The organism is Microbacterium hominis NBRC 15708 (genome assembly GCF_001592125.1).
Classification (GTDB): Bacteria; Actinomycetota; Actinomycetes; order Actinomycetales; family Microbacteriaceae; genus Microbacterium; species Microbacterium hominis.
The window spans coordinates 55,490-81,457 of sequence record NZ_BCWI01000012.1; the positions used below are offsets into that span (position 1 = coordinate 55,490).

Genomic DNA, 25,968 nt, shown 5'->3' on the forward strand with positions numbered 1-25,968 from the left:
GCACGTGTCTCAGCCGCAACCCACGCCCGCGACCGCATGGGCGACCTCGTCGCCCGAGCGGGTGGCGGACGTGCTCGCGCAGACGTCCGCGCGGTGGTGGCTCTCGGGCGGGGCGGCACTCGACCGCTGGCTCGGAGAGACCATTCGCCCGCGCACGAACCTCGACGCGAGCACGACGGCGCGCGAGCTCCCGGCCCTGATCGCCGCGCTTCCCGACGGCCACAGCGTGTGGGTGTCGGGCGACGAGGGCGAGTTCGTGCCGTGGGAGCGGATCGCCGCGGATGCGGACGTGCAGCGGGTGCTCGTGCACGATGACGCGCGGGGGCAGTGGCTGCTGCGACTCAACGTGGAGGACGGCTCGGACCGGGCGTGGCTGTACCGTCGCGACTCGCGCCTGCAGCTGCCGTGGGATGCGGCGGTCCTCGACCTGGACGGCATCCCCACGGGAGCTCCGGAGGTGCAGCTCGTGTGGAAGGCGCTGCGTCCGCGGCCGGAGGACGACCTCGACAAGGATGCCGTGCTGCCCCACCTGTCGGAGGAGAAACGGTCCTGGTGGCAGCGGGCCATCCTCACCATCCATCCCCACTCCACCTGGGCGATCCACGTGCGCAGTCCGCTGACCCCGGCCAAATCCAGCTGGAACCGGGGGCGGGCCGTCTAGTCCTCGAGCGGTCGCCGGTCGGGCTCTGCGGGGTGACCCGGCTCGTACTCGCCGGAGGTCACGGCGGTGAGCACGAGTGAGCGGAACCAGCGCTGCGCCGGCGTGAGGCTCGCCTCGCGCCGGCTGTAGAGGGCGACCGGGGAGCTCTGCGCAGGCCACGGCAACTCGGCGATCCGCAGCTCGGGGAACCAGCCGCAGAAGACCTCGGCGACGTGTCGGGGCAGCAGCACGACGAGGTCGGTGGCGGAGAGCACCGCCGGGACGGTGGCGTACTCGACGACGCTGAGCGCGACCTGGTCGATCAGGCCCTGCTCGGCCAGCGACTGCTCGGGGAAGATGTGCCCGCCGCGCGAGGAGACCTGCACGAAGCGTCGCCCGGCGAACATGTCCGCACCCGTCTCAGGGAGCGGGTGGGAGTGCGAGGAGAGGGCGACGTACTCGACGCTGCGCACCCGCGAGCGCCACAGCCGCGCGCTCACGAGGTGCGAGACGGAGATGGCGACATCGACGGTGCCCCGCACCAGCTCGTGCTCGACGTGGTCGGCGTCGACGCGCTCCACGCGCAGCCGCGGATGAGCGGCGGCCCGCTCGAGGCTCGCCATGATCGGCGGCAGGAACGTCTGCTCACCGATCGAGGTGAGCCCCAATGCCAGTTCTCCGCTGAAGGATGCCGGATCGAACACGTCGGCCTCGCTCACGGCCGCGTCGATCTGCGCCAGCGCCTCGTGCAGCGGCGCGAACAACGCGGTCGCACGCGCGGTGGGCACCATCGCGTTCGCCTCGCGTCGGAAGAGCACATCGCCGAAGCGCTCGCGCAGGCGGGCGAGCGTGTAGCTGACCGTCGGCTGCGTCACGTGCAGCCGGTCGGCGGTGGCCGTCAGACTGCGCAGCTCGTACAGCACGACGAACGTGCGCAACTGGTTCAGGTCGGGAAGCGACATCTATAGAGGATATCGATAGATGTCTTACGCAGAATCTATTGGACCGCAGTGACGGCGCTGACTACCGTCGCTGTAAGGCAACATCCGAACGGCGAGGTCCAGCGTTGATCATCGACATCCACGGCCACTACACGACGGCACCGGCACAGCTGGGCGCCTGGCGCGACCTGCAGATCGCCTTCGCGGCCGGCGAGGGGGCGGAGCCGGACCCGGCCGCGCTGCGGATCTCCGACGACGACATCCGCGAGACGATCGAGGCGAACCAGCTGCGGCTCATGGACGAGCGCGGCAGCGACGTCACGGTGTTCAGCCCGCGGGCGTCGTTCATGGCGCACCACATCGGCGACGCGACGGTGAGCGCCACGTGGGCGCGCATCTGCAACGACCTCTGCGCGCGCGTGAGCGCGCTCTTCCCCGACCGGTTCCTGATGGGGGCCATGCTGCCGCAGTCGCCCGGGGTCGACCCGGCGACGACGATCGACGAGCTCACCCGGGCCGTGGAAGAGCTCGGCGCGGTGACCGTCAACCTCAATCCCGATCCGTCGGGCGGGCGGTGGGACGCGCCGCCGCTCACCGACCGCTCCTGGTATCCGCTGTACGAGAAGCTCGTCGAGTTCGAGATCCCGGCGATGATCCACGTGTCCACGTCGTGCAAGCCCCAGTTCCACACGACCGGAGACCACTACCTCGGCGCCGACACGACGGCGTTCATGCAGCTGCTGAAGGGCGACCTCTTCCGCGACTTCCCCGACCTCACCTTCGTGATCCCGCACGGCGGCGGCGCCGTGCCCTATCACTGGGGCCGTTTCCGGGGCCTCGCCATGGCGCTGGGCAAGCCCGAGCTCGAGGAGCACCTCCTCGGCAACGTGCTCTTCGACACGTGCGTCTACCACCAGCCCGGCATCGACCTGCTCACCCGCGTCGTGCCGACCGAGAACATCCTCTTCGCGAGCGAGATGATCGGCGCCGTCCGCGACGTCGACCCGCGCACAGGCCACTACTTCGACGACACCCGGCGCTACGTGGATGCCACGCCCACCCTGACCGCGCCGCAGCGGGAGCAGGTCTTCGAGGGCAACGCGCGCCGCGTCTACCCCCGCATCGATCGGGCCCTCGCGGCCCGCGGTCTCTGAAAGGCACCCCATGCGTCTGAACGATCTCGGACTGGTCCGCACCGTCATCGACCGCCCCGATCCCGCCGACGTCGAGCGGCTCTCGCACTTCGGCGTCGCGACCGTCCACGAGGCGATGGGGCGGGTCGGGCTGCTGCGCCCCTACATCCGCCCCGTCTACACGGGCGCGACGCTGTGCGGTCCGGCGGTCACCGTGCTGCTGCAACCGGGCGACAACTGGATGTTCCACGTCGCGGCCGAGCAGGTGCGGCCCGGTGACGTCATCGCCGCCGGCTGCACCACCGAGAGCGAGGACGGATTCTTCGGCGAGCTGCTGGCGACCTCGCTCGCCGCCCGCGGCTGCGCCGGCCTGGTGATCGACGGCGGCGTGCGCGACGTCGCCGACCTCGAGCGGATGGACTTCCCGGTCTTCTCCCGCGCCATCAACGCCAAGGGCACCGTGAAGGCGACGCTGGGCTCCGTCAACGTCCCGGTGGTCGTCGCCAACGCCCTCGTCAATCCGGGCGACGTCATCGTCGCGGACGTCGACGGCGTCGTCGTCGTCCCGCGGGCGCTGGTCGGCGCGGTGGCCGACGCCGCGGCCGCCCGCGAGGCCAACGAGGAGAGCAAGCGGCAGCGGTTCCGCGACGGCGTCCTGGGGCTCGACCTGTACGGGATGCGCGAGCCGCTGGCCGCGGCCGGCCTGGAATACGTGGAGGACTGAGAGATGACGGCATCCGACGCGGCCGTGCGGCACGGACAGACCACCGGCGGGTTCGAGAAGACCCCCGGCTGGCTCGACTGGTTCGATGGTCCCCGCACCCCCGCCTTCGTGCTGCCCGCCGGTGCCGTCGACGCGCACTGCCACGTGTTCGGCCCCGGTGCGCAGTTCCCGTACGCGCCGCAGCGCAAGTACACCCCGTGCGACGCCTCGGCCGATCAGCTCTTCGCCCTGCGCGACCACCTCGGTTTCGCGCGCAACGTCATCGTCCAGGCCACGTGCCACGGTGCCGACAACCGTGCTCTCGTCGACGCGCTCGAGCGGGCCGCCGACCGGGCGCGCGGTGTCGCGACGGTGCGGGCCGACGTCGGCGACGACGAGCTCGCCGCGCTGCACGCCGCGGGCGTGCGCGGCGTGCGCTTCAACTTCGTCAAGCGGCTCGTCGACTCCGTTCCCACCGACGCGCTCTCGCGCATCGTCGAGAAGGTCGCGCCGTGGGGGTGGCATGTGGTGATCTACTTCGAAGCCCAGGACCTCCCGGACCTGTACGACTTCTTCAGCGCCATCCCGACGGACGTCGTCGTCGACCACATGGGCCGCCCCGATGTCACGAAGGACGTCGACGGCGAGGAGTTCGGGCTGTTCCTGCGCTTCCTGCGCGAGAACGCCAACGTGTGGACGAAGGTCAGCTGCCCGGAGCGGCTGAGCGTCACCGGCCCCCGTGCCCTCGACGGCGAGCAGCACGCCTACACCGATGTCGTCCCCTTCGCCCGTCGCGTCGTCGAGGAGTTCCCCGACCGCGTGCTGTGGGGCACCGACTGGCCCCATCCCAACCTGAAGGACCACATGCCCGACGACGGACTGCTGGTCGACTACATCCCGCAGATCGCGACCACCGCCGAGCTGCAGCGCAAGCTGCTCGTCGACAACCCGCTGCGGCTCTACTGGCCCGAACTCTCACGCGAAGGAGCATGACATGGCACTCGACAAGCCCTACCAGAAGATCCCCGGCACGATCATCTTCGACGCCGATCAGGCGCGCAAGGGTTATCACCTCAACCAGTTCTCCATGTCGCTGATGAAGCCCGAGAACCGCGAGCGCTACCTCGCCGACCGCGAGGCGTACCTCGACGAGTGGCCGCTGTCGCCCGCCCAGCGCCAGGCCGTGCTCGACCTCGACCTCAACGCGATGATGGCCGAGGGCGGCAACATCTACTTCCTCAGCAAGATCGGCGCCACGCACGGCATGAGCTTCCAGCAGATGGCCGGCTCGATGACCGGCATGAGCGAAGCCGCCTACCGCGACATGATGGTCGGCGGCGGCCGGCGCCCCGAGGGGGCGCGGCTGAAGGATCTCGACGGGTGGACGCCGCCGTCGACCGAGAAGGCCGAGACGATGCGCGAGGACGCGCCCGCGAGGTTCACCTCGGCCCTGTTCACCTCCCACGTCCCGGCGATCGGTGCGGCCATGGACCACGGCAAGACCGAGGAGCCGTACTGGAAGAAGGTGTTCGCCGGGTACGAGTGGACGCGGCGCTGGGCGAAGGAGAACACGCCCGACGTGATCATCCTGGTGTACAACGACCACGCCACCGCGTTCGACTCGAACATCATCCCGACCTTCGTGCTCGGCACCGGCGCCCACTATCCGGTGGCGGACGAGGGCTACGGCCCCCGGCCGGTGCCCGACGTGAAGGGCTATCCCGAGCTCGCCGCGCACATCGCCCAGTCGGTCATCCAGGACGATTTCGACCTCACCCTCGTCAACGAGATGGTCGTCGACCACGGCCTGACCGTCCCGCTGTCGCTCGTCTTCGGCGACGTCGACGAGTGGCCGTGCCGCGTCATCCCGCTGCCGGTCAACGTCGTCCAGTACCCGGTGCCGTCCGGGCGCCGGTGCTACGAGCTGGGCAAGGCCATCCGCCGCGCCCTGGACAAGTGGGACGGTGAGCCGCTGAACGTGCAGATCTGGGGCACCGGCGGCATGAGCCACCAGCTGCAGGGCCCGCGCGCAGGGCTGATCAACGAGGAATGGGACAACGCCTTCCTCGACCACCTCATCGCCGACCCGCTGGGTCTGACGGAGTGGTCGCACATGGAGTACGTCGACGAGGCGGGGTCGGAGGGCATCGAGCTCGTCGACTGGCTCATCGCGCGCGGCGCGATGGATGACCAGTTCGGCGGCGGTGCGCCGGACGTGCAGCACCGGTTCTACCACGTCCCGGCATCCAACACCGCCGTCGGCCACCTCGTCATCTCGAACCCGACGGCGCCCGCACCGGTACTGTCTCAGAGCGAGAGCCGTCCCGTCGAAGAGGTACCCGCGTGAGCACCCAGAAGATCCGTATCGCCGTCGTGGGTGCCGCCGGCGCCTTCGGGAGGAAGCACCTCGACGGCCTCATGAACATCCCCGACGCCGAGGTCACGGTCGTCAGCGGCACCGACCCCGGGGCGACCGAGGCGGTCGCGCGTCAGTACGACGTCGCCACGGCCGTGACCGGCCTGGACGCCGTGCTGGAGCGCGACGACGTCGACGCCGTCATCCTCGCCACCCCCACGGGTCTGCACGCGGCGCAGACGCAGGCGGTGCTGGCGGCCGGCAAGCACGTCCAGGTCGAGATCCCGCTCGCCGACTCGTTGGCCGATGCCGAGGAGACGCTCGCGGCGGCGCTCGCCTCGGACCGGGTGTCGATGGTGGGGCACACGCGGCGCTTCAACCCGTCGCACCAGTGGATCCACCAGCGGATCGCCGCCGGGGCGTACGACATCCAGCAGATGGACGTGCAGACCTACTTCTTCCGGCGCACGAACACCAACGCGAAGGGCGAGCCGCGCAGCTGGACCGACCACCTCCTGTGGCATCACGCGGCCCACACGGTGGATCTGTTCGGCTATCAGGCGGGCAGGATCGTGCAGGCCCACGCGATCCAGGGGCCGTTGCACCCGGAGCTCGGGATCGCGATGGACATGTCGATCCAGCTCAAGGCGGAATCCGGCGCGATCTGCACGCTGTCGCTGTCGTTCAACAACGACGGGCCGTTCGGCACCTTCTTCCGCTACATCGGCGACACCGGCACCTACGTCGCCCGCTATGACGATCTCGTCGACGGCAACGAGACGCCGATCGACGTCTCGCACGTCGCGGTGAGCATGAACGGCATCGAACTGCAGGACCGGGAGTTCATCGCGGCGATCGGGGAGGGGCGCGAGCCGAACTCGTCGCTGCGTCAGGTGTTCGACTGCTATCGCGTGCTGGGAATGCTCGAGGAGCAGCTCGCGTGACCCTCGCCCGCGTCGGTCTCGGCTGCATGCCGCTCAGCCACGCCTACGGGGTCGCGCCGCCCGTGGAGGACGGCGTCGCGTTCGTGCGGCACGCGCTGGATGCCGGGGCCGCCTTCCTCGACACCGCGACGCTCTACGGCGGCGGACGCAACGAGGAGCTCGTCGGTCGCGCCATCGCGGGACGTCGCGACGAGGTGCTGCTGGCGAGCAAGGGGGGCATGGCGATCGTCGACGGCGTGAAGCGGATCGACGGACGCCCCGAGACCCTCCGCGCCCAGGTGGATGCGTCGCTGCGCCGGCTCGGGGTCGATCACATCGACCTGTACTACCTGCATCGGTGGGACAAGTCGGTGCCGATCGGGGAGAGCGTGCACGCCCTCGCCGGCGCCGTCGCGAGCGGCAAGATCGGCGCCATCGGGCTGTCGGAGGTGTCGGTCGCGCGGTTGCGCGAAGCGCAGCAGGCGGCGCCCATCGCCGCGGTGCAGAACGAGTACTCGCTGTGGAGCCGCAACCCGGAGCTCGGGATGCTGCAGGCCACACAGGAGGACGGGATCGTCCTGGTGGCCTTCTCGCCGGTCGCTCGCGGCTTCCTCGCCGATGCGATCCGCGACCCCGACCTCCTGCCCGACGGCGACATCCGCCGCGCGATGCCCCGCTTCCAGGGGGAGAACTGGTCGGCCAACGCCGCGCTCCTGCCGGCGTGGCGGCGCCTCGCCGCCGAGAGCGGATACACGCCGGCCCAGCTCGCGCTGGCGTGGGTGCTCTCGCGCGGCCCGCACGTCGTGGCGATCCCGGGGACGACGCGTGCGGACCATCTGCGCGACAACCTCGATGCGGCCGACCTCCGCATCGCCCCCGACATCCTCGACCGTGCGAGCGCGCTGATCGACACCGCGACCGTCGCGGGGGCGCGGTACAACGACCGCGGCGCGGCAGAGGTGGATGCCGAGACGTTCGAGGATGCCGCGTGAAGGCGATCTCGTCGATGGCGACCCGGCAGGTGCTCGCCGACCTCGCCGCCGCGGCGGAGGCGGCCGGTCTGCCGGCCGTGGAGCTCGAGTCCGTCGGCGGAGTGGATGCCGGGCGCCGCGTCGCGGCGGGGGAGAGGGTCGACCTCGTGTTCCTGGCGGACGACGCGTTGCGCGCACTCGCGCGGGACGGCCATGTGCGCGCCGACACGGTGACGCCGCTGCTGCTGTCCCACGTGGCGGTGGCCGTCCGCGCACCCGAGGATGCCGTCGCCGTCGCGACTGGTCAGCCCGCCTTCGACGACCTCGCGGCGCTGCGTGACGCGCTGCGCGGGGCGCGGCGGATCGGCTACTCGACCGGTCCGAGCGGCGCGGCCCTCGTGGCGCTGATCGCCGAACTGGGACTCGACGACGAGCTGCGCGATCGCCTCGTCCAGGCGCCGCCCGGCATCCCCGTCGCCCGCCTGCTGCGCGAACGCCGCGTCGACCTCGGCTTCCAGCAGGCGAGCGAGCTCGTCGGCGAGCGAGGAGTGCGTCTGCTCGGCGCCCTGCCCGCCGCCGTCGCCATCGACACCGTGTTCTCCGGTGCGGTCGCCACCGCCGCGACCGCCCCCGAGGACGCCGCCGCGGTGCTCGCCGCCTTCGGCGATGACGCCGCCGCCGCCCTCATCGTGTCGCACGCCTTCGACGTCCCCGGCGGGCCCTGAGCGGCGCGCCTCACACCGCATGCACCGTCGCGGTCGCCCCGGTCGCGACGGCCCGCGCGACGGCATCCATCACCGCGAGGTTCCGGGCGCCCTCGCGCGCACTGACGAGAGGCTCCGTCCGGCGTGCGACGACCTCGCCGAAATGGCGCAGCTGCCGGACGTACGGGCTCGTGTCGCCGTCCTCGACGCCCCGATCGGCGGGCTGCGGGTGCATCCGGTTCGTCCAGCTGCGCTCGCCGTCGTGGCGCCACACCTCCAGGGTCGGCAGCGTCAGCGACGCCTCGACGCCGCCGACACGGTGCGAATCGACCGGATGGGCGGGGAAGCGCGGCGAATCGCCGGCCGTCAGATCCCAGCTCCACGGCCCCGCGACGGTGTCGGAGACGATGAGGGTGCCCAGTGCCCCCGAGTCGAACGCGAACGCGAGCGCACCGGTGTCCTCGACCTCCAGGCCGCGCGTCGCGGTGGAGGCGAGGGCCGTCACCGCGGTGATCTCGCCGACGAGGTAGCGGAGCAGATCGATCTCGTGGATCAGGTTGATCAGGAACGTTCCGCCGGTGCCGGCCGTGCGGTGCCAGGCGATGTCGAAGTAGTCGTCGGGCTTGGCGAGGAACGAGGTGACGCTCACGGCGACGAGGCGTCCCAGGGTTCCTGCCGAGATGATCTGCTTCGCCCTCGCGGCGACCGGATGATGGCGCCGGTGATGCCCGACGAGGACCGGCACGTCGGCGGCATCGGACGCCGCGACGAGGGTCAGGGCGTCGGCCAGGTCGACGGCGACCGGCTTCTCGACGAGGACGGGGATGCCCGCGGCGATGAAGTCCAGCGCCTGGGGAACGTGCAGCTCGTTCGGCGTGCCGATGATGGCGGCGTCGGGTCGTTCCGCTTCGATCAGCGTCCGATGGTCGCGGTGGTGCCGCGTCCCGTACCGCTCGGCGACGAGCCCGGCCGCGTCGAACGGGTCGGCGATGCCTGCGAGGTCGAACCCGGCGGTCGCGGCGATCGTGTCGGCGTGCGTGCGCCCGATCGCGCCTGCTCCCACGAGCGCGACCCTCATCGCCCGGCCCCCACGAGCGTGCGCGCGGCGCGCGCCGCGGCCGCGGCCGCAGGACCGGCGACGAAGGCGCGTGCGACGGCGGAGCCGAGCGTCGCGCCCCCTCCCGGATAGGTGCCCCGGAAGACGCCGGCGGAGACGTTGCCCGCGGCGAACAGCCCCTCGATCGGGGTTCCGCTCCACGAGAGCACGCGGCTGTCGCGATCGGTCAGAAGGCCTCCCGAGGTGCCGAGCGCCCCGGCCCGCACGGGGACGGCGGCGTACGGCGGTGTGGACAGGGGGGCCAGGCACGGGTTCGGGGTGTGCGTCGCGTCGCCGAGGAACCGGTCCTGGGCGGTCTCGCCCCGTCCGAACACCGTGTCCACGCCGGTGGCGGCATCCCGGTTGAAGCGGGCCACCGTCGTCTCCAGCCCGTCGGGATCGACGCCGATGGCGATGCCGAGCTCGCGCACCGACGGCGCGGTCACCGCCCAGTCCGGGGCCGCGCCCGTCGCCGACCCGGCGATCGGGTAACGCTGGGCGAACGCCGCGTCGAACACCAGCCACGCCGGGCTGTTGCGCGGCCGGCCGGTCACGGGATCGGTGTCGCCGAACATGCGGCACGTGTCGGCGTACGCGAGGGCCTCGTTGACGAAGCGCTCGCCGGCCGCGTTGACCGTGAGCGATCCCGGCAGCGTCATCTCGACGTTGCCCATCCGTCCCGACGGTGCGCCGTCGTAGACCTGCTCCGGAGGGGTGAGCACCGGCACGCCCCAGATCTCGGTCATGTCCGCGACTGCGGCGCCGAGCGCCAACCCCAGCTCGAGCCCGTCGCCCTCGTTCGACGGGGCACTGATCGGGGTGACGTCGAAGGGGAGGAAAGCGGCCCGCAGGTGCGCGTTCCACTCGAAGCCCCCGGTCGCGACCACGACCGCGCCGGCGGTGACGGTCGTCTCGGCGAAGGAGACCCGCCACCGGTCGCCCGCACGTTCCAGTCCGTCGGCGCGGACGCCGCGCACCACCCGGATGCCGCGGTCCAGCGCACTCGCGACGAGAGACCCGACGAGGGCTCCTCCCATCGTGCGCACGCCGCGGGCGGCGCGGTCGGCCAGCAGGGTCGGATCGGCGGCCCGACCGTCCAGGTCGTCGCGCTCGGCCATCGTCAGTAGCGGGAAGTAGGACGGCGGACGAAGCGCCTCCGCGAGCCCGGGGAAGGGCGCGGGGTCGAACGGCTCATTGTCCAGCGAGCGTCCGCCCGCGGCCGCTCCCGGCCATTCGCCGCGATAGTCGGGACGGGCCAGGGGAGCGAGACGGACGCGCGTCGCGGTGTCGAGATAGGCGATCGCCTCCCGGATCGTCTCCACGTACCACTCGATCGTCTCGGCATCCATGACGTGCGCGGAGGCGGCGGCGAGGTAGTCGCGCCCCGCGCGGGGGCTGTCGGCGAAGCCCGCCGCGGCCGCGATGTCGGTGGCGGGGGCCCAGATGACACCGCCGCCGGCGCACGTGGTGCCGCCCACGCGGTCGGCCTTCTCGGCGACGCAGACGACGGCGCCGGCATCCGCCGCCCGCAGGGCCGCGACCAGTCCGGCCGCCCCCGAGCCCAGCACGAGCACGTCGACGGCGGGCGGCAGCTGCTCGACTCCCGCGAGGACGCCGCTCACGCCGTGGCCTCCGTCTCCGGAGAGAGCAGGACGAGGATCTTGCCGGTGGGAATGGACGGGTCGGCCATCGTGCGGAACGCCTCCGGGAGGTCGCTGAAGGGGAAACGGTGGGTGAGGAGCGCCGCGGTGGCCGCGGGGTGGCGCGCGAGCATCGCGAGACCGTCCGGGATCAGGCCGCGGCTGTTGCGGCTGCCGTGCAGCTCGATCTCCTTGTCGGTGAGGTCTTTGACCGTGATGCGGGCGGGGCGGGGCGAGATCCCGACCTGCACGATGCGCCCGCCGGCCGCGATCAGGCGGACGGCGTTCTCCAGCGACGCGGGCACCCCCGTCGCTTCGATGACGACATCGGGTCCGGCGCCGTCGGTGAGGGCGGACAGCAGCGCTCGCTGCTCGTCGTCGGGGAATCCGTCGGCCACGCGGAGCGCGTGAGCCGCGCCGAACTCCCGCGCGAGGGCGACGCGCTCGGCGTCGGTGTCGGCCGCGATCACCGTCACGCCGCGTTCGGTCAGTCCGAGCGTCGCCAGCAGCCCGATCGGCCCGCATCCGAGGACGAGCGCCGTCTCGCCGGGCTGGGCTCCGGCGCGTGCGACGGCCTGCAGGGAGATCGACGCCGGTTCGCCGAGGGCCGCCGCATCCAGCGCGAGGTCGTCGGGCACCCGGTGCAGCCGGTCGACCGGGACGCTCACGACCTCGGCGAATCCGCCGTCCTCGTAGCATCCGCGCACCGACAGGTGCGGGCAGACGTGAGAGCGCCCGCGCCGGCAGGCGGGGCAGTCGCCGCACGCCACCAGCGGATCGATCGCGACGCGCTCGCCGCGGGAGAATGCGGCGGCGGGGTCGGTGTCGATCACGGTGCCCGACATCTCGTGCCCCTGCACGAGGGGCAGCTGCGTGGGGAAGTCGTCGTCGAAGATGTGCAGGTCGGTGCCGCACAGGCTCACGGCGTGGATGCGCACACGGGCGTGGCCGGCGCGCGGCTGCGGCTCGGCGATCTCGTCGAACGAGAGCGTTCCGCGGGCGACGGTGCGGGCGGTGCGCATCAGGAGACCGTGTTACGCGGATCGAAGAACACGTTCCACTCGGCGACGGTGCGCTGCGCGATGAGGCCCTCGGTGAAGAACGGGTCCTCGTCCAGGCGGGCGCTCAGCGTGACGCGGTCGGTGTCCTGGAGGATCAGCAGCGCGCTCGGGTCGGTATCGGCGAGCGGGCCGCTCATGTACAGGATGCCCGCACGGTGCAGTCCCTGCAGGAAGGCGAGGTGGGCCGGGCGGTGCGTGGCGCGGGCCTCCTCGCTGCCGGGCGCGTAGGCGTATGACACGGCGAACGTCGGCATGATGACTCCTTCGTCTGGGCTCACGGACTCCAGTATGTGACGAAGATAGTGTGAACAGAACGACTGAATCAGTCATTGTTTATGCTTGATCCCGTTCAAATGGGCGCGCTACCGTGGCGGGCATGTCACAGGTGACTTTCGACTTCCGAGACACGTCCGTCGTCATCACGGGAGGGGCGCGCGGGATCGGCGCCGGCATCGGAGCGCTGTTCGCGGCATCCGGTGCCGACGTGTCCGTGTGGGATCGCGAGCCCGCCGCCTTCGCCGGATCGTGGGAGCCCGCCGCGCTGCTGACGGCGGACGTCACGGACGAGCGGTCGTTGCGCGACGCGATGGACCAGACGCTGCGCCGCGTGGGCAAGGTCGACGTCGTGGTCTCCTCCGCGGGGATCACCGGCCCGGTCGGACCCCTCTGGGACTACGACGCGGACGCGTGGCGACGGGTGGTCGATCTCGACCTCACCGGCGCCTTCCTGACGGCCAAGACCGTCGTGCCGCACCTGCGCGAACGCGGCTACGGACGCGTCATCACGGTCGCCTCGATCGCCGGCAAAGAGGCGACCGCCTCGCTGTCGGCCTACACCGCCGCGAAGCACGGCGTCGTCGGCATGACCAAGGTGTTGGCGCGCGAGCTGATCGCCGACGGCGTGACCGTGAACGCCATTGCGCCCGTCATGGTGCGAACGGAGCTGTTCTCGCAGCTGACCGACGAGTTCATCGAGCGCACGCGCGCCCTCATCCCGATGGGGCGCTTCCTGACGGTGGAGGAGGTGGCGGCGACCGTCGCCTGGATCGCGAGCGATCAGTGCGGCTTCACGACCGGAGCCACCTTCGACCTCTCCGGCGGCCGCGCCGACTACTGAGTCGCGCCCGTCAGCGCGAGGAAGCGGGCCCGCATCCGCTCCGGATCCGCGTCCCGTCCCGTGATCAGCCGGAAGGTGTCGGCGGCCTGGCCGACCACCATCCGCCCGCCGTCGAGAACCGCGCACCCGAGGGCCTGCGCCGTCTCGATCAGCTCCGTGCGCAGCGGCCGGTAGATCGCGTCGGCGACCCAGAGGCCGGAGTGCAGCAGCGACGGGTCGACAGGGATGCCGGGGTGGCCCACCATGCCGATGGGGGTCGCGTTGACCAGTCCGTCGGCCGCTCCGATCGCCGCCGCGAGCTCGTCGGCGCCGATCGCCACGATCTCCGCTCCCGGGAAGGCCGGGCCCAGCGCCGTGCGCACCGCCCGGGCGCGTTCGACGACGGGGTCGAAGACCGACAGCACCCGCGTGCCGGCGTTCAGGAGGGCGAAGGCGATGGCCGAGCCCGCTCCGCCCGAGCCGAGGAGGACGACGCGGTCGAGCGCGGGGGAGTCCAGCCCGTCGCGCAGGCCCTGGGCGAAGCCCGAATGGTCGGTGTTCGCGCCGATCGCGCGGCCGTCGCGGAACACCACCGTGTTCACGGCGCCCAGCAGCTCGGCGTCGGGGGAGAGCTCGTCGAGCGCCGACAGGACGGTCTGCTTGCAGGGGTGGGTGATGTTCAGTGCGTCGTAGCCGAGTTCCTGCGCCTGCCGCACCAGTTCGGCGCCGTCGGCGGCCGTCCGGCCGAGGGCGTCGATGTCGATCGTGCGGTAGAGGTAGCGCACGCCGTGCGCGTCGGCCTCGCTCTCGTGCAGGGCGGGCGTCGACGACGACCCGATCCCCGAGCCGATGAGTCCGACGAGGTAGGAGCGTGTCATGGGGTTCCGTTTCTGGGGACGCGGATGCCGGGAGCCGCGCCGGTGACGGCGGCGGCGCCCGGCATCCTGGTGTTCAGCGGCGGCTGAAGCGGTCGTAGGGCGTCGTGCGCACCGACTGCGTGAGCGCCTCGCCGGTCTCGGTGCGGCGATCGATCTCCGCGAGCTGACGCCGGCTCAGACCGAGGTGCGCCGTGGGCGTCCGCGAGGTCTCGGGGGCGAACACGGTCGCGATTCCCGAGATCAGGACGATGCCGATCGTGAAGAACGCGACCGCGGGCCAGTTCTGCTCGTTGCCCTCGCCCGTCACGAAGCCCTGCGCGATCGCGGGCGTGAAGCCGGCCAGGACGAGCCCGAGCATCAGGCTGACCGCCATGCCGGTGTAGCGCACGCGCGCCGGGAACTGCTCCGGGAAGTAGGCCGGGTACACCGAGTTGGACAGGGTGTAGGCGATGCCGATGAGGAAGATGCTCAGCGCCCACACCAGCGGCATGTTCGCGGCGTCGACGGCGGCCAGCACGGCGTAGATCGTGATCGACTGCAGCACGAGGCCGACGAGGAAGACGGGCTTTCGTCCGATCCGGTCCGACAGTGCCCCGGCGATCGGGCCGAAGCAGACCGCGGCGAAGTTGGCGACGGTGATGATGATGAGCATGTTCGCCCGCGGGATGCCGGCGACGGTCGTGCCGTAGGCCAGGACGAACACGTTGAACATCGTGTTGACGACGGTGAACAGCGACATCAGCGTCACGCGCAGGACGGTGCCGCCGTTGTAGCGGAAGAGGGTGACCAGCGGGATCTTCGCGACCTCCTCGGTCTCCTTCACCTCTTCGAACACCTCCGGCTCGTCCAGCATGCGGCGCAGGACGATCGCGACGACGGTCACGGCGAGCGATGCCCAGAACGGCACACGCCAGCCCCAGCTGAGCAGCGCGTCCTCGGGGAGGGCCGCGATCGGGATGAACACGAGGCTCGAGATCACGATGCCGAACATGATGCCGGACATCGTCCAGCTCGTGAAGAAGCCGCGGTGACGGTCGGGGGCGTGCTCCAGCGTCAGTGCGCTCGAGCCCGGGGACTCACCGCCGGCCGACACGCCCTGGATCAGGCGCAGCGCGACGATGATGATCGGCGCGGCGACCCCGATCGCGTCCCACGTCGGCAGGCAGCCGACGAGGAAGGTCGCCACGCCCATGATGGACAGGCAGGCCAGCAGCGCCTTCTTGCGTCCCCACCGGTCTCCGACGTGTCCCCACAGCACGGCACCGAACGGGCGGGCGACGTAGGCGACGCCGACCGTGGCGAACGACAGCAGCGTCGCCACGCCGGGCTCGCCGGCGGGGAAGAACAGGTGCGGGAAGATCAACGCGGCGGCGGACGCGTAGATGAAGAAGTCGTAGTACTCCAGTGCGCTGCCGATGAATCCTGAGACGGCGGCGATGCGCGCGTTGTTCTTCTTCCGGGGAGGAGATGTCGTCGTTGACATGTGCTCTGCCTTCGTTCGAGGGCGCTGAGGCCAGACGCCGTTGTTCTGTGGGGTGCGGTCGCGTGTGCGATGCGCTCCCGACAGCGTGGCATCCCTATTGTGTCGCGTCCAGAACTAGGTTTGTCTGAAACAAAGAGGATTCTGCGCTTAATCTTCCGGTGTCGGCAGGATGCGCTCCGCGAGGTCGAGCACCGCCCGGAGCGCGGCGCTCTGGTCGTCCTTGAGCCAGGCGATGCCGTGCCGCATGTACTGCGGCTCGTCGAGCAGCTCCACCCACCGGGCCCCCTGCGGCATGATCGGCGCCAGATCCTCGGCGGTGATCGTCACGCCGATGCCCGCCGCGACGAGGGTCAGCATCATGTAGGGGTCCGCCACCTCCTGCACGATGTTCGGGCGGAAGCCCGCGGCGACGCAGCAGCGGATGAGCCCCTCGGCCATGGCGGACGAGCCGTCCGTCGGCATCGAGAGGAAGTCGTCCTCGGCCAGCTGACGCGCGTGGAGTGCCGGCTCATCGGCCAGGGGATGATCGATCGGCAGGGCCGCGCCCAGACGCGTGCGGGCGATCATGCGGGAGTCGATGCCCTCGGCGGCGACCGGCAGCCCGACGAACGCCAGGTCGAGGGTGCCGCTGCGCAGCTTGGCGAGCCCATCGCGGGTGCGGACGCGACTGACCAGCTGCAGGTCCACCTCCGGCAGCTCCCGCCGGGCCGCGCGCGCCAGCGCCGGCAGGGTCAAGTGGTTGAACGCGCCCGAGAACCCGATGCGCACGGTGCCGCGGATGGCGCCGGAGGCCGCGCGCGCGGCCTCGGTGGCCAGGGCGAGGTCCTGGATCACGCGGTAGGCCATCGGCAGCAGTGCCCGCCCGGCCGGCGTCAGCGCGACGCTGCGCGTGTTGCGCTCGAAGAGCTCGGTGCCGATGCTCGCCTCGAGTCGGCGGATGGTCTGACTCAGCGGCGACTGCGCGACGTGCAGGCGTTGGGCCGCGCGTCCGAAGTGCAGCTCCTCGGCGACGACGACGAAGGCTTCGAGCCAGCGGATCTCCACCTCGCGAGCATAACGGCTGCCGATGTCCATGTCGGAGCGCTCACACGGGCGTGGACAGGATCTCGAGGAAGAAGCCCAGCGTCGGGCGCGCGTCGAAGTAGGCGTAGCGGACGCCGCCGCCGCGCACCGAGTCCCCCTCCTGATGCACGGGCATGCCCGCCGCGGCCATCGCCGCGACGACGGCGTCGTGATCGTCCACCGCGAAGCGGATGTGGTGCAGTCCCGGGCCGTGCTCGTCGAGGAACTCCTGCCAGATGTCGGGGCCGCCGCGGGGCGCGAGGAACTCGATCTCGATGCCGAACAGGTCGTAGAAGAGCGCATCGACCTCCGTGTCCAGGCTCGACCCGCGATAGCGTGCACCGCGGTAGCGGGCAGTGGTGCGCAGCCGTGGCTCGATGCCGAACGCCGCGCGCATCCCCGCCGCGGCGGCATCGAGGTCGGCGACGACCACGCCGATCTGGTCGAGTGCGGTGGCGAGGGTCCGCAGGTTCGGGGCGGTCATGACCGTGCCTCCGTCGTCGCGATCCCCACGGCACCCTCCGCGGGGGAGGAAGGCGCGGCGGATGCCGCGTGGCGCGCGGCGATGTAGCCGAAGGTCATGCCCGCGCCCACCTGCCCGCCGGCGCCGGGATACTCGGCGGCCATCGGGGAGTCCGCGTCGTTTCCGGCCGCGTACAGCCCGGCGATCGGTCGGCCGTGCGCGTCGAGCACGCGGGCCTCCGTGTCGATCCGCAGTCCCCGCGCGGTGCCGAGCGGGGTCGGGACGAGGGGAAGGGCGTAGAAGGGCGCCCTGCGGATCGGTCCGAGGTTGACGTTGGGGCGGTGGCGCGCGTCGCCGTACTGATGGCCGAACGGGCTCGTGCCCTTTCCGAACTCCTCGTCGACGCCCGTGACGGCGGAGCGGTTGTTGACCCGGACGGTCTCGGCGAGCCCGTCCGGGTCGACGCCGATCCGTCGCGCGAGCTCGGCGATCGTTCCGGCGCGGTGGATGTAGCCGTCCGAGACATAGCGGCGCAGCGCGCGCCCGGGGGTGTGCGGGCGGATCATGCCGAGGCCGTACTCGCGCAGGGCGTGGGCATCGATGATCAGCCACGCCGGGATGGCCTCGTCGCGGGCCTGGGCGGCGTACATGGCGCGGACGAACCGGTGGTACGACACCGACTCGTCGACGAAGCGGCGTCCCGAGGCGGTCACCGCGACGATGCCGGGCTTGGCACGGTCCCAGATGTGCGGGAAGACGACGAGCGACCCGTCGCGGCGCCGGCCGATGGAGCTGGGGAACCAGAAGCCGTTGTCGCCGTGATCCGGTCCGAGCGCGGCGCCCGCGGCGAGGCCGAGGGCGAGCGTGTCGCCCGTGGCCCCCTCGGCGGCGCGGGTGAACTGGGGCGTCGGGGCGGGCAGATGCGCCTCCCGCCACGCGTGGGAGGCCGCGAACCCGCCGCCGGCGAGCACGACGCCGCGCCGCGCGAGCACGCGCCGCTCACGCCCGTCCGCCTCCACGATCGCGCCGACGACGCGGCCGTCCTCGATCAGCAGCTCCTTCGCGGTGCTGCTGAACGAGACTCGGCCGCCGCGCGCCGTGAGGGTGTGGAAGAGGTTCGCGACGAGGGCGTTGCCCATCGCCAGACGGGTGCCGCGGGGGTAGCGCAGGCGGTCGAAGAACCAGCGGATGCCGAGGGAGAGCGCCGTGGCGGCCGCCCGCGGCGACCAGCGGAACAGCTCCAGCAGGCGGTTCACCTCCGCCCGGCGCACCATGAGCGTGCCGCCGAACAGGGCGAACTCCGGCACGGGCGGCCGGACGCGCCGGAAGTCCTCGTAGCCCAGGCGGCGCCCGTCGAAGGTCTCCGGCTCCAGGGCGCGGCCGACACCGGCTCCGTCCTCCTCGGGGTGGTAGTCGACCACCGTGCGGGAATGCCAGAACCGCACTCCCAGGTCGTGGAACCAGTCGATCATCTCGGGGCCGCGGTCGAGGTAGGCCTCCCGGATCTCACGGGGCGCCTTGTCGCCGACCACCGCGTCGAGGTAGCGCGAGGCCTCCGCTCTCTCGTCCGCGAGCCCCTGTGCGCGCTGATGACGGTGACCGGGCACCCAGCAGGTGCCGGCGGAGTAGGCGGTCGTCCCCCCGAGGTACTCGGTCTTCTCGAGCACCAGCGTCTCCAGCCCGCTCGCGGCGGCGGTGACGGCGGCCGACAGGCCTGCCGCCCCGGTGCCGAGCACGAGAAGATCGACGACCGTGTCGCCGGGGCGCGCCGTCGCGGCGACCGCGCTCTCGGCATGCGGGGTGCGGGGGGTCGTGGCGGTCATGAGCGCTCTCCTTCGACGACGATGTGCCCGGCCGCCTCCGCGGCGGGCGAGGGACGGGTCCGATCGACGCGCTCCAGCAGGTCTCGGGTGCTCCGGGCGACCCGGCGGGCGTAGGCGAGCGGATGCAGGTGCGCCTGCAGGCGCGCGTGGGGGATCTCGACGCTCACAGGAGTGCCGGGCCGCACGGCCTCGAGGAGCTCCGCCAACGGCAGCCCGCCTTCGCCGACCAGCAGCCGCTGCGCGCGGGCTTCGCCTTGCAGTGCGGCCACCCGGTCGTCGCCGCACGGGGCGGTCGGCGGCGCGTCGCACAGTTGGAGCACCGGCACGAGCGACGCTTCGAGGCCGCGGATGTCGTCGAGCGACGATCCGCCCCGCCAGATGTGGAGCGGGTCGAGCATGAGGGCCGCGCCGGTCTCACGGGCGATCGCGGCGGCGTCGGCGACGCGGCCGACGGGTTGATAGGAGATCGGCTCCAGCAGCGGGCGGATGCCGTGGGCCGCGGCATCCTGAGTCAGTGCCGCGAGCGTGTCGATCAGCCGTGCGCGGTCGGGGTCGGCCCCGGTGACCGTCAGCGCCGACGCGCCGAGGGCCGCACCGGCTTCGAGGGCGGGGAGCCACTGCTCGCGTCCGACCCCGGCAGTGAGCGGCAGGAACTCGACGTCGCGGACGGTCAGTCCCGTGTGCTGGAGTCTCGCGAGCGTCTCGGCGAGCATCGGCGAGCCCGGTCGCATGTCGAACGCGCGTTCCTGGGTCGTGACGGCCCGGACGCGGATGCCGACGAAGCCGAAGCCGGCCGCGGCCGCGATGTCGACCAGCTCGGGCGGCGTGAGCGTCAGCAGCGTGAGGTGCGCCACCCCCATCTCGCGCATCACCGGACCACCGCCGTCTCGATGCGGGCGAGGTCGCGTCCGACGACGTAGCCGAAGGTCAGCGCGGGCCCGATGTTGACGCCGCCGGCGGGGTAGTGGCCGCCCATGACGTTGGCCTGGTCGGCGCCGACGGCGTAGAGCCCCGGGATGGGGCGGTCGTCGGCATCCACGACGCGCGCGCTCGCATCGGTGGCCAACCCCGCGAAGGTGCCGAACGAGCCGGGCAGTACGCGGACGGCGTAGAACGGCCCCTTCTCGAGGGGGGCGAGCGAGGGGTTCGGCGTGACGGAGGCGTCACCGCCGTAGCGGTTGAAGGCGGTGCGTCCCCGCCCGAACCGGGTGTCGACGCCGGCGCGGGCGTCGCGGTTGAACTCCGCGACGGTGCGTTCGAGTCCGTCCGGATCGATCCCGCATCGCGCGGCGAGCTCGCGCAGGGTCGGCGCCTTCACGAGGTAGCCGTTGCGCAGGTAGGGCAGCAGCGGCACGGGGCGCGGCCGGGCCATGCCGAGCGGGAACCGTCGCACGAAGGTCGCGTCGGCGATCTGCCACGACTGGACCGGTTCGCCCGCCGGCACGGCCGCGAACATTCCGGTCACGTAGTCGTAGTACCCGTTGGCCTCGTTGACGAACCTCTCGCCCGTGCTGATGACGCCGATGCTGCCGGGCTTGGCGCGGTCCATGATGTGCGGGAACACGCCGGTGCGCCCCGTCGTGCGATAGGTGATGAGCGACACGGGGCACCACGCGCCGGCGGCGGCGCCCTGCTGGAGGCGTCCGCCGACGCTCTCTCCGAGCGAGATGCCCGTGCCGTCGGCGGTCGCCGGTGCCAGGGTCCAGTGCTCCGTGCCCGTGGGGGTGCGGGGGAAGCGGTCGCGCCGACGTTCGACGTCGTTCGGGAAGCCTCCGGCGGCCAGCACGACGCCGGCGCGCGCGACGAAGGTGCGTTCTCCGTCCGGCGTCTGGGCGACGACCCCGGTGACACGGCCCTCGGCATCCGTCGTCAGCGCGCGGGCGGGGGAGCTGACGCGGATCTCGACTCCCGCGTCCTCCGCGGACTGCAGCAGTCTGCCCACCAGGGCGGTGCCGTTGACCAGCTGCATGCCGCGGCGGTGGAGCACGAGATCGACGAGGTGGAGCCCGACCCGCCACGTGCAGTGCCACAGACCCCGCAGGTCGCCGCGGGCCGCCGCGAGGAAGGCGCCGAGGTCCGGTCCGGCCATGATCCCCATCCCGAGGAAGGACGTCTCGTAGAGCTGACCGCGAAGGAGCGCCCGTACCGAGCGGCTGAGCCGGCGCGCGTTGATCGGTTTCGGGGCGGCGGAGCGGTTGCCGGTGCCGGCATGGGGCAGATCGCCGTAGATGTCGTGGATCTTCGAGCCGGGCACGAACTCGAGCGCGGTCCGGGTGTGGAAGAACTCGATCATCTCGGGGGCCGCCTCCAGGAAGGCCCGCACCCGGTCCTCCTGGTAGTCGTCACCGAGCACGGCACGCAGGTAGGCGCTGACGTCGTCCAGCGACTCATCGACGCCTTCGCGGGTGGCGAGCAGTGACCGCGGTGCCCACAGCCACCCGCCCGACCATGCCGTCGCGCCTCCGCAGACCTCCGCCGCCTCGAGCACGAGCACGGAGCTTCCGCCGTGAGCGGCGGTCACGGCGGCGGCGAGCCCACCTGCTCCCGCACCCACGACGACGACGTCGTACTCCGAGACGGGCGATGTCTGCATCAGGGGTCCTCCGTTGGCTCCGCGATGATCATGATCCCGAGGGACACAAACTGTGACGTTTGGTGTATATAATCAGGGATCGATCGTGTAGAAAAGAAGATATAGCGGTCGTGTGCGTCGTGCAACCCGCGTCCAGAGGTCGGCGCGCGGAGAGCGTTGTCGTTATGCACGGCGATGCGGCTGGCCTCCCGCGTCGGACGCCCCTAGATTCGATCTCGTGGACGAGCACGACCCGCGTACCGAACCCGACCCGATCACCGAAGCGATCTGCATCCTCGGCTACGACTGAGCAGCCGGGTCCCGCCGTCCTGCCCGGATAGGCTGAGGACTCGTGACACCTCCGACGACGCACCGGCTGCCCGCCGGCGTCGCCCTCGGGGGTGCCGTGCTCGTCGGTGTGCTGACGGCCATCCAGGCGCGCATCAACGGCCAGCTCGGTCTGCACATCGGCGACGGCTTCGTCGCCGCCGTCGTCTCTTTCGCCTCCGGCTTGGCCGTGCTCGTCGTGCTCTCCGCCGTCCTGCCGGCCGGCCGTCGCGGCGTCACGGCGCTCGTCCTCGGCATCCGTGCGCGCACGATCCCCTGGTGGATGCTGGGGGGCGGCCTGGCCGGAGCGCTCACCGTCGCCACGCAGGGGCTCGCCGTCGCGGTCATCGGCGTGTCGCTGTTCACCGTGGGCGTCGTCGCCGGGCAGACGCTCAACGGACTCGTCCTCGACCGCATCGGCTACGGCCCGGCCGGCGTCGTCGCCGTCACCATGCCGCGTGTCGCGGGCGGCATGCTCGCGCTCGTCGCCGTCGGCATCTCCCTGCAGGGCGGCGTGCTCGACCGCATCCCGTGGTGGATGCTGCTGCTGCCGTTCCTGGCGGGCGTCGGCATCGCGTGGCAGCAGGCGACCAACGGACGACTTCGTCAGCGCGTGGGCACGCCCCTGACGGCGACCTTCGTCAACTTCCTGGGCGGGACGATCGTGCTCGCGATCGCGGCGGCCGTCCACGTCGCGCTGGTGGGACCGCCCGCCGAGCTCCCCTCGGCCGGCTGGCTGTACCTCGGAGGCGTCGTCGGTGTCGCCTACATCTTCCTGTCGGCGGCTCTCGTCGCCCACACGGGTGTGCTGCTGCTGGGCCTGGGGGTGGTCGTCGGCCAGCTCGGCACCGCGTTCGCGATCGACGCGCTGTGGCCCGCCGATTCGGGCCCGGGCTGGGTCACGGAGCTGCTGATGGTGCTCGTGGCCGGGACGTCCGTCGTCATCGCCGCCGCGCCGTGGCGGCGCCGGCGGACTAGTCCTTCTTCTTCTTCTTGACCTTCTTCTTCGCCTTCGCCTTCGCCGCGGCGGCGTCCGCCTTCTCGCCGGAGACCGTCGCCGCCGGCATCCGCGTCAGGTGCGATCGAGGGTCGACCGAGGTCCGCCGTCCCGGGCGCGCGCCCTGCGGCTTGCCGCCGACGTAGAGCCACCCGAGCAGCTCCTCGTCCGTGCCGAGACCGTGCGCCTTCGCGACGGCCTTGGCGCGGGTGTAGCGACCCGTGCGCCAGATCACGCCCCAGCCCGCTTCGTCCAGCAGCAGGCTCAGCATGTGCGCGACGCCCGAGGCGACGGCCTCCTGCTCCCAGCGGGGCACCTTGTCGCTCTTGCGGTAGCTGGCGACGATCGCGAGCACGAGCGGTGCCCGCAACGGCTTCGTCGAGGGCTTGTCGTCGCCCTCGGCCGTCGCGATGGCCGCACCGAGGGCCAGCCGGTCATCGCCGCGCAGCTCGATCACCCGCCACGGGCGCAGAGACGAGTGGTCGGCGACCCGGCCGGCCGCCGACACCAGGGTGAGCAGCTCGGCACGGGTCGGGGCGGCATCCGTCACCTTCGACCATGACCGCCGCCCGCGCACCGCCGCGAGGGCGGGGTAGTCGGTGACCGCGTCGATCACGACGCGTCCGCCTCGCCCTGCGGCGTGAACGAGAGCGACAGCGAGTTCATGCAGTACCGGTCGCCGGTGGGCGTGCCGAAGCCGTCGGGGAAGACGTGGCCCAGGTGGGACCCGCAGTTCGCGCAGCGCACCTCCGTACGCACCATGCCGTGGCTGCGATCCTCGATGAGCTCCACGGCCTCCGGCCGCACCGACTCGTAGAAGCTCGGCCACCCGCAGTGCGAGTCGAACTTCGTGCCGCTCTGGAAGAGCTCGGCGCCGCACGCGGCGCACGTGTAGAGACCCGCGCGGCTCTCGTCGAGGAGCTCGCCGGTCCATGCGCGCTCCGTCCCCGCCTGACGGAGGACGGCGTACTGCTCGGGGGTCAGCTCCGAACGCCACTGCTCGTCGGTCTTGGTGACGTGGTAGGTCATATCTGGCTCCTTAGTCCACCTCCATTCAACCCGACGTCGCGGGGGCGTGCTCCGTCCCGGCGAGAATGGAGCCCGTGGATGCAGAGATCGCCGCGGTCGCGGAACGCTACGCGCGCTTCGCCCGCAAGGAGGCGCCCGGGCGCTCGGCCGTGTACGCCGACTGGGCGGCCGGCGTCGCCGCAGACCGGACGGTGCAGTCCGTCCTGGCGCGGATCGCCCCGATGCACCGTCAGCCGCCGCTCGTCTTCGCCGTCGCGCGCCTGCTGGGCTCCGGCGAGCCGCCCTACGCGGTGTGGCGGGAGTGGCTCCTGCGCCACGCCGACGAGGTCGTCGGGGAGTGCGCCCGCCGGTCGCTCCAGACGAACGAGCCGCTGCGGTGCGCCGCTCTGCTGCCCGCGCTCAGCCTCATCGAGGGGCCGATCGCCCTGCTCGAGATCGGTGCGAGCGCCGGACTCTGCCTCTACCCCGACCGCTACTCCTACCGTTACGCGACGCCGGACGGCGAGATCGCTCTCGATCCCGATGACGGCACGTCGGAGGTGGTCCTGCGCAGCGTGCTGCGCGGTCCGCTCGTACCGCCGCTGCGCTCTCCGACGATCGTCTGGCGCGCCGGGATCGACCTCGCACCGCTCGCGCCGACCGATCCCGCGACGGCCGCCTGGCTGACGGGTCTCGTCTGGCCGGGCGAGGAGGGCCGCGTCGAACGCGTCGCCGACGCGCTGCGCATCGCGGCGGCCGACCCGCCGCTGCTCCTCGCCGGCGACGGCTCCGCCCAGCTCGCCCGCGCCGTCGCCGCGGCGCCGCGGGAGGCGACACTCGTCATCCAGACCCCGGGGGTGCTGGCCCACATCCCGTGGGATGCCCGCCACGTCCTCATCGACGACGTGCGCGCTGCGGGACGGTGGATCACCCTCGACGCCCCGACGCTGCATCGCGGCTGGCAGGTGGGAGCGCACGCGCAGGAGCCGTCGTCGGACGGGTTCGCCCTCGCCCTCGACGGGCGCATCGTGGCGATGGCCGATCCGCTCGGCTCCTGGCTGGAGTGGCGCGAGGGGGAAACGTCCTCGCCGCGTTAGCGTGAAGTGTGCCCCTCGCCGACCGTGACCGCCTGCTCCTCGACTTCGAGTCGCGCTGGAGCGGTCACGATGCGGCCAAGGAGGAGGCGATCCGCGCGGAGCTCGGGCTCGCGCCGGCGCGCTACTACCAGCTCCTCGGCCGGGTCGTCGACCAGCCGGACGCGGCCGCCTACGATGCGATGCTCGTGCACCGGCTGCGCCGGTTGCGCGAGGCACGCGAACGCGAGCGCGCAGGCCGCGCCGCCGTTCCCGCGGTTCCCACGGGAACGGGCCGATAGCATTCTGTGGTGCCGAGAACCCCCGCTCACCAGGACCGCTTCGATGATCTGCCCCTCGACGGGGGCCGCATCGGTGCTCATCGCGCCGAGAACCCGCGGATGCGCGGGGGTGTGGTGATGCTGTGGTCGGCGATCGCGATCGTCGTCCTCGTCGCCGTGGGCATCTTCGGCACGCTGGTCGCGACCGGGCGCGTGACCCTGTTCCCGACGCCGAGCGCGACCCCGCCGCCGATCGCGACGGCCGAGCCCGTCGTCGACCCGTCGTTCAAGGTGACCGTGCTCAACGCCACCACGCAGTCGGGGCTCGCCGGCGCGCTCGCCCAGACCATCGTGGCCGCCGGTTGGGCCGCCGACGACGTCACGGCCGGCGATGCCGGCTCGACGGGGTTCCAGACCACCACCGTGTTCTATTCGGATCCCGCCGAGGAGGGCGCCGCCCGCGGCCTCGCGCAGGTCATCGGCGGTGCGACGGTCTCCCTCAGCGACGCCTATGCGGGGCTGGCCGGCGGCGACGGCAGCACGCTGCTGGTCGTCGTGATCGGCGCCGATCGCACGGATGCCGGCGCCACGCCGGCCGGCTGACACCGCGCGGACGCGACCTCCGCGGGGGAGTGTTTCACGCGTGTGAACACTTCGATGCGCGCGTGTCAACAGTTGCCGGATCGGCGTTTTCGCGCCGCGAGCGCTGGTTAGCATTGCGACGTCCCACCGCAGCA

Annotated in this window: 27 protein-coding genes; 13 read left to right on the top strand and 14 right to left on the bottom strand. The window is 72.0% G+C overall.

What is annotated here, in order from left to right:
* Positions 1 to 4 precede the first annotated feature (4 nt).
* The gene (locus tag MHO01S_RS10550) at positions 5 to 661 is read left to right on the top strand and encodes a nucleotidyltransferase domain-containing protein (RefSeq protein ID WP_061782267.1); all 657 of its coding nucleotides are present in this window, start codon (positions 5 to 7) and stop codon (positions 659 to 661) included.
* Here the strand turns inward: MHO01S_RS10550 and MHO01S_RS10555 are convergent.
* Positions 658 to 1,602 carry a LysR family transcriptional regulator gene (locus tag MHO01S_RS10555; RefSeq protein ID WP_060959875.1) on the bottom strand — a complete coding sequence of 315 codons (945 nt, stop codon included), beginning with the start codon at positions 1,600 to 1,602 and terminating at the stop codon, positions 658 to 660. The two genes, MHO01S_RS10550 and MHO01S_RS10555, sit on opposite strands and share 4 nt — an antisense overlap.
* 104 nt (positions 1,603 to 1,706) lie before the next feature.
* On the opposite strand from MHO01S_RS10555, the gene MHO01S_RS10560 reads away from it, so the two are divergent.
* From MHO01S_RS10560 to MHO01S_RS10590, 7 genes are read left to right on the top strand one after another with little or no spacing between them, the layout of a single operon-like run.
* Complete coding sequence (locus MHO01S_RS10560) at positions 1,707 to 2,735, top strand: amidohydrolase family protein (RefSeq protein WP_060959874.1); 1,029 nt, start codon at positions 1,707 to 1,709, stop codon at positions 2,733 to 2,735.
* Between the two features lie 10 nt (positions 2,736 to 2,745).
* Positions 2,746 to 3,438, top strand: coding sequence for a 4-carboxy-4-hydroxy-2-oxoadipate aldolase/oxaloacetate decarboxylase (gene ligK / locus MHO01S_RS10565; protein ID WP_060959873.1), 693 nt, complete (start codon positions 2,746 to 2,748; stop codon positions 3,436 to 3,438).
* Between the two features lie 3 nt (positions 3,439 to 3,441).
* The gene (locus tag MHO01S_RS10570; protein WP_061782268.1) at positions 3,442 to 4,410 is read left to right on the top strand and encodes an amidohydrolase family protein; all 969 of its coding nucleotides are present in this window, start codon (positions 3,442 to 3,444) and stop codon (positions 4,408 to 4,410) included.
* Position 4,411: 1 nt separating this feature from the next.
* Entirely contained in the window at positions 4,412 to 5,764 is a 1,353-nt protein-coding gene (locus MHO01S_RS10575) for a protocatechuate 4,5-dioxygenase subunit alpha/beta (RefSeq protein WP_060959871.1), read from the top strand.
* Entirely contained in the window at positions 5,761 to 6,717 is a 957-nt protein-coding gene (locus MHO01S_RS10580; protein ID WP_197425770.1) for a Gfo/Idh/MocA family oxidoreductase, read from the top strand. The genes MHO01S_RS10575 and MHO01S_RS10580 overlap by 4 nt, the downstream gene beginning before the upstream one ends.
* Positions 6,714 to 7,688 carry an aldo/keto reductase gene (locus MHO01S_RS10585; protein ID WP_231735108.1) on the top strand — a complete coding sequence of 325 codons (975 nt, stop codon included), beginning with the start codon at positions 6,714 to 6,716 and terminating at the stop codon, positions 7,686 to 7,688. Before MHO01S_RS10580 ends, MHO01S_RS10585 begins: the two co-directional genes overlap by 4 nt.
* Positions 7,685 to 8,392 carry a substrate-binding domain-containing protein gene (locus tag MHO01S_RS10590; protein WP_060959870.1) on the top strand — a complete coding sequence of 236 codons (708 nt, stop codon included), beginning with the start codon at positions 7,685 to 7,687 and terminating at the stop codon, positions 8,390 to 8,392. Before MHO01S_RS10585 ends, MHO01S_RS10590 begins: the two co-directional genes overlap by 4 nt.
* Positions 8,393 to 8,402: 10 nt before the next feature.
* Here the strand turns inward: MHO01S_RS10590 and MHO01S_RS10595 are convergent, their stop codons facing one another.
* Genes MHO01S_RS10595 through MHO01S_RS10610 form a run of 4 tightly spaced genes read right to left on the bottom strand, consistent with a single transcriptional unit; the run spans position 8,403 to position 12,422 of the window.
* The gene (locus MHO01S_RS10595) at positions 8,403 to 9,434 is read right to left on the bottom strand and encodes a Gfo/Idh/MocA family protein (protein ID WP_082808074.1); all 1,032 of its coding nucleotides are present in this window, start codon (positions 9,432 to 9,434) and stop codon (positions 8,403 to 8,405) included.
* A gap of 11 nt (positions 9,435 to 9,445) precedes the next feature.
* On the bottom strand, positions 9,446 to 11,089 hold the full coding sequence (locus tag MHO01S_RS10600; protein ID WP_061782270.1) for an FAD-dependent oxidoreductase: 1,644 nt from the start codon (positions 11,087 to 11,089) through the stop codon (positions 9,446 to 9,448).
* Positions 11,086 to 12,129 (bottom strand): alcohol dehydrogenase catalytic domain-containing protein, encoded by a 1,044-nt coding sequence (locus MHO01S_RS10605; protein WP_060959867.1) that lies wholly within the window; start codon positions 12,127 to 12,129, stop codon positions 11,086 to 11,088. The genes MHO01S_RS10600 and MHO01S_RS10605 overlap by 4 nt, the downstream gene beginning before the upstream one ends.
* Complete coding sequence (locus MHO01S_RS10610; RefSeq protein WP_060959866.1) at positions 12,129 to 12,422, bottom strand: YciI family protein; 294 nt, start codon at positions 12,420 to 12,422, stop codon at positions 12,129 to 12,131. The genes MHO01S_RS10605 and MHO01S_RS10610 overlap by 1 nt, the downstream gene beginning before the upstream one ends.
* Before the next feature lie 122 nt (positions 12,423 to 12,544).
* Between MHO01S_RS10610 and MHO01S_RS10615 the strand changes: the two genes are divergently transcribed.
* Positions 12,545 to 13,285, top strand: coding sequence for an SDR family NAD(P)-dependent oxidoreductase (locus MHO01S_RS10615; protein ID WP_060959865.1), 741 nt, complete (start codon positions 12,545 to 12,547; stop codon positions 13,283 to 13,285).
* On the opposite strand, the gene MHO01S_RS10620 is transcribed toward MHO01S_RS10615, so the two are convergent.
* The 7 genes from MHO01S_RS10620 to MHO01S_RS10650 form a co-directional block, all read right to left on the bottom strand.
* A complete protein-coding gene (locus MHO01S_RS10620) occupies positions 13,279 to 14,142 on the bottom strand; it encodes a shikimate dehydrogenase (RefSeq protein ID WP_060959864.1) in 864 nt (287 codons plus the stop codon). The two genes, MHO01S_RS10615 and MHO01S_RS10620, sit on opposite strands and share 7 nt — an antisense overlap.
* A gap of 73 nt (positions 14,143 to 14,215) precedes the next feature.
* Positions 14,216 to 15,625: an MFS transporter gene (locus MHO01S_RS10625; RefSeq protein ID WP_082734171.1), complete on the bottom strand. Its 1,410-nt coding sequence runs from the start codon at positions 15,623 to 15,625 to the stop codon at positions 14,216 to 14,218.
* 147 nt (positions 15,626 to 15,772) lie between these two features.
* Complete coding sequence (locus MHO01S_RS10630; protein ID WP_060959925.1) at positions 15,773 to 16,669, bottom strand: LysR family transcriptional regulator; 897 nt, start codon at positions 16,667 to 16,669, stop codon at positions 15,773 to 15,775.
* 40 nt (positions 16,670 to 16,709) lie between these two features.
* Positions 16,710 to 17,171, bottom strand: coding sequence for a VOC family protein (locus tag MHO01S_RS10635; RefSeq protein WP_061782271.1), 462 nt, complete (start codon positions 17,169 to 17,171; stop codon positions 16,710 to 16,712).
* Positions 17,168 to 18,973 (bottom strand): FAD-dependent oxidoreductase, encoded by a 1,806-nt coding sequence (locus tag MHO01S_RS10640; RefSeq protein WP_082808071.1) that lies wholly within the window; start codon positions 18,971 to 18,973, stop codon positions 17,168 to 17,170. Before MHO01S_RS10640 ends, MHO01S_RS10635 begins: the two co-directional genes overlap by 4 nt.
* Positions 18,970 to 19,842, bottom strand: a complete 873-nt coding sequence (locus tag MHO01S_RS10645; protein ID WP_060959862.1) for a sugar phosphate isomerase/epimerase family protein — start codon at positions 19,840 to 19,842, stop codon at positions 18,970 to 18,972. Before MHO01S_RS10645 ends, MHO01S_RS10640 begins: the two co-directional genes overlap by 4 nt.
* Positions 19,842 to 21,566 (bottom strand): FAD-dependent oxidoreductase, encoded by a 1,725-nt coding sequence (locus MHO01S_RS10650; protein ID WP_060959861.1) that lies wholly within the window; start codon positions 21,564 to 21,566, stop codon positions 19,842 to 19,844. The genes MHO01S_RS10645 and MHO01S_RS10650 overlap by 1 nt, the downstream gene beginning before the upstream one ends.
* A 331-nt stretch (positions 21,567 to 21,897) precedes the next feature.
* Here MHO01S_RS10650 and MHO01S_RS10655 point away from each other — a divergent pair, with 331 nt between their 5' ends.
* Entirely contained in the window at positions 21,898 to 22,869 is a 972-nt protein-coding gene (locus MHO01S_RS10655) for a DMT family transporter (RefSeq protein WP_060959860.1), read from the top strand.
* Here MHO01S_RS10655 and MHO01S_RS10660 read toward each other — a convergent pair.
* Complete coding sequence (locus tag MHO01S_RS10660; RefSeq protein WP_060959859.1) at positions 22,847 to 23,485, bottom strand: nitroreductase family protein; 639 nt, start codon at positions 23,483 to 23,485, stop codon at positions 22,847 to 22,849. The two genes, MHO01S_RS10655 and MHO01S_RS10660, sit on opposite strands and share 23 nt — an antisense overlap.
* A complete protein-coding gene (gene msrB, locus MHO01S_RS10665) occupies positions 23,482 to 23,898 on the bottom strand; it encodes a peptide-methionine (R)-S-oxide reductase MsrB (protein ID WP_060959858.1) in 417 nt (138 codons plus the stop codon). Before msrB ends, MHO01S_RS10660 begins: the two co-directional genes overlap by 4 nt.
* 65 nt (positions 23,899 to 23,963) lie before the next feature.
* Between msrB and MHO01S_RS10670 the strand changes: the two genes are divergently transcribed.
* The 3 genes from MHO01S_RS10670 to MHO01S_RS10680 are packed head-to-tail and all read left to right on the top strand — an operon-like array spanning position 23,964 to position 25,834.
* Positions 23,964 to 24,974 (top strand): DUF2332 family protein, encoded by a 1,011-nt coding sequence (locus MHO01S_RS10670; RefSeq protein WP_061782272.1) that lies wholly within the window; start codon positions 23,964 to 23,966, stop codon positions 24,972 to 24,974.
* 8 nt (positions 24,975 to 24,982) lie between these two features.
* Positions 24,983 to 25,252 carry a DUF3263 domain-containing protein gene (locus tag MHO01S_RS10675; protein ID WP_060959857.1) on the top strand — a complete coding sequence of 90 codons (270 nt, stop codon included), beginning with the start codon at positions 24,983 to 24,985 and terminating at the stop codon, positions 25,250 to 25,252.
* Between the two features lie 9 nt (positions 25,253 to 25,261).
* Positions 25,262 to 25,834, top strand: a complete 573-nt coding sequence (locus MHO01S_RS10680; RefSeq protein ID WP_060959923.1) for a LytR C-terminal domain-containing protein — start codon at positions 25,262 to 25,264, stop codon at positions 25,832 to 25,834.
* Positions 25,835 to 25,968 lie beyond the last annotated feature (134 nt).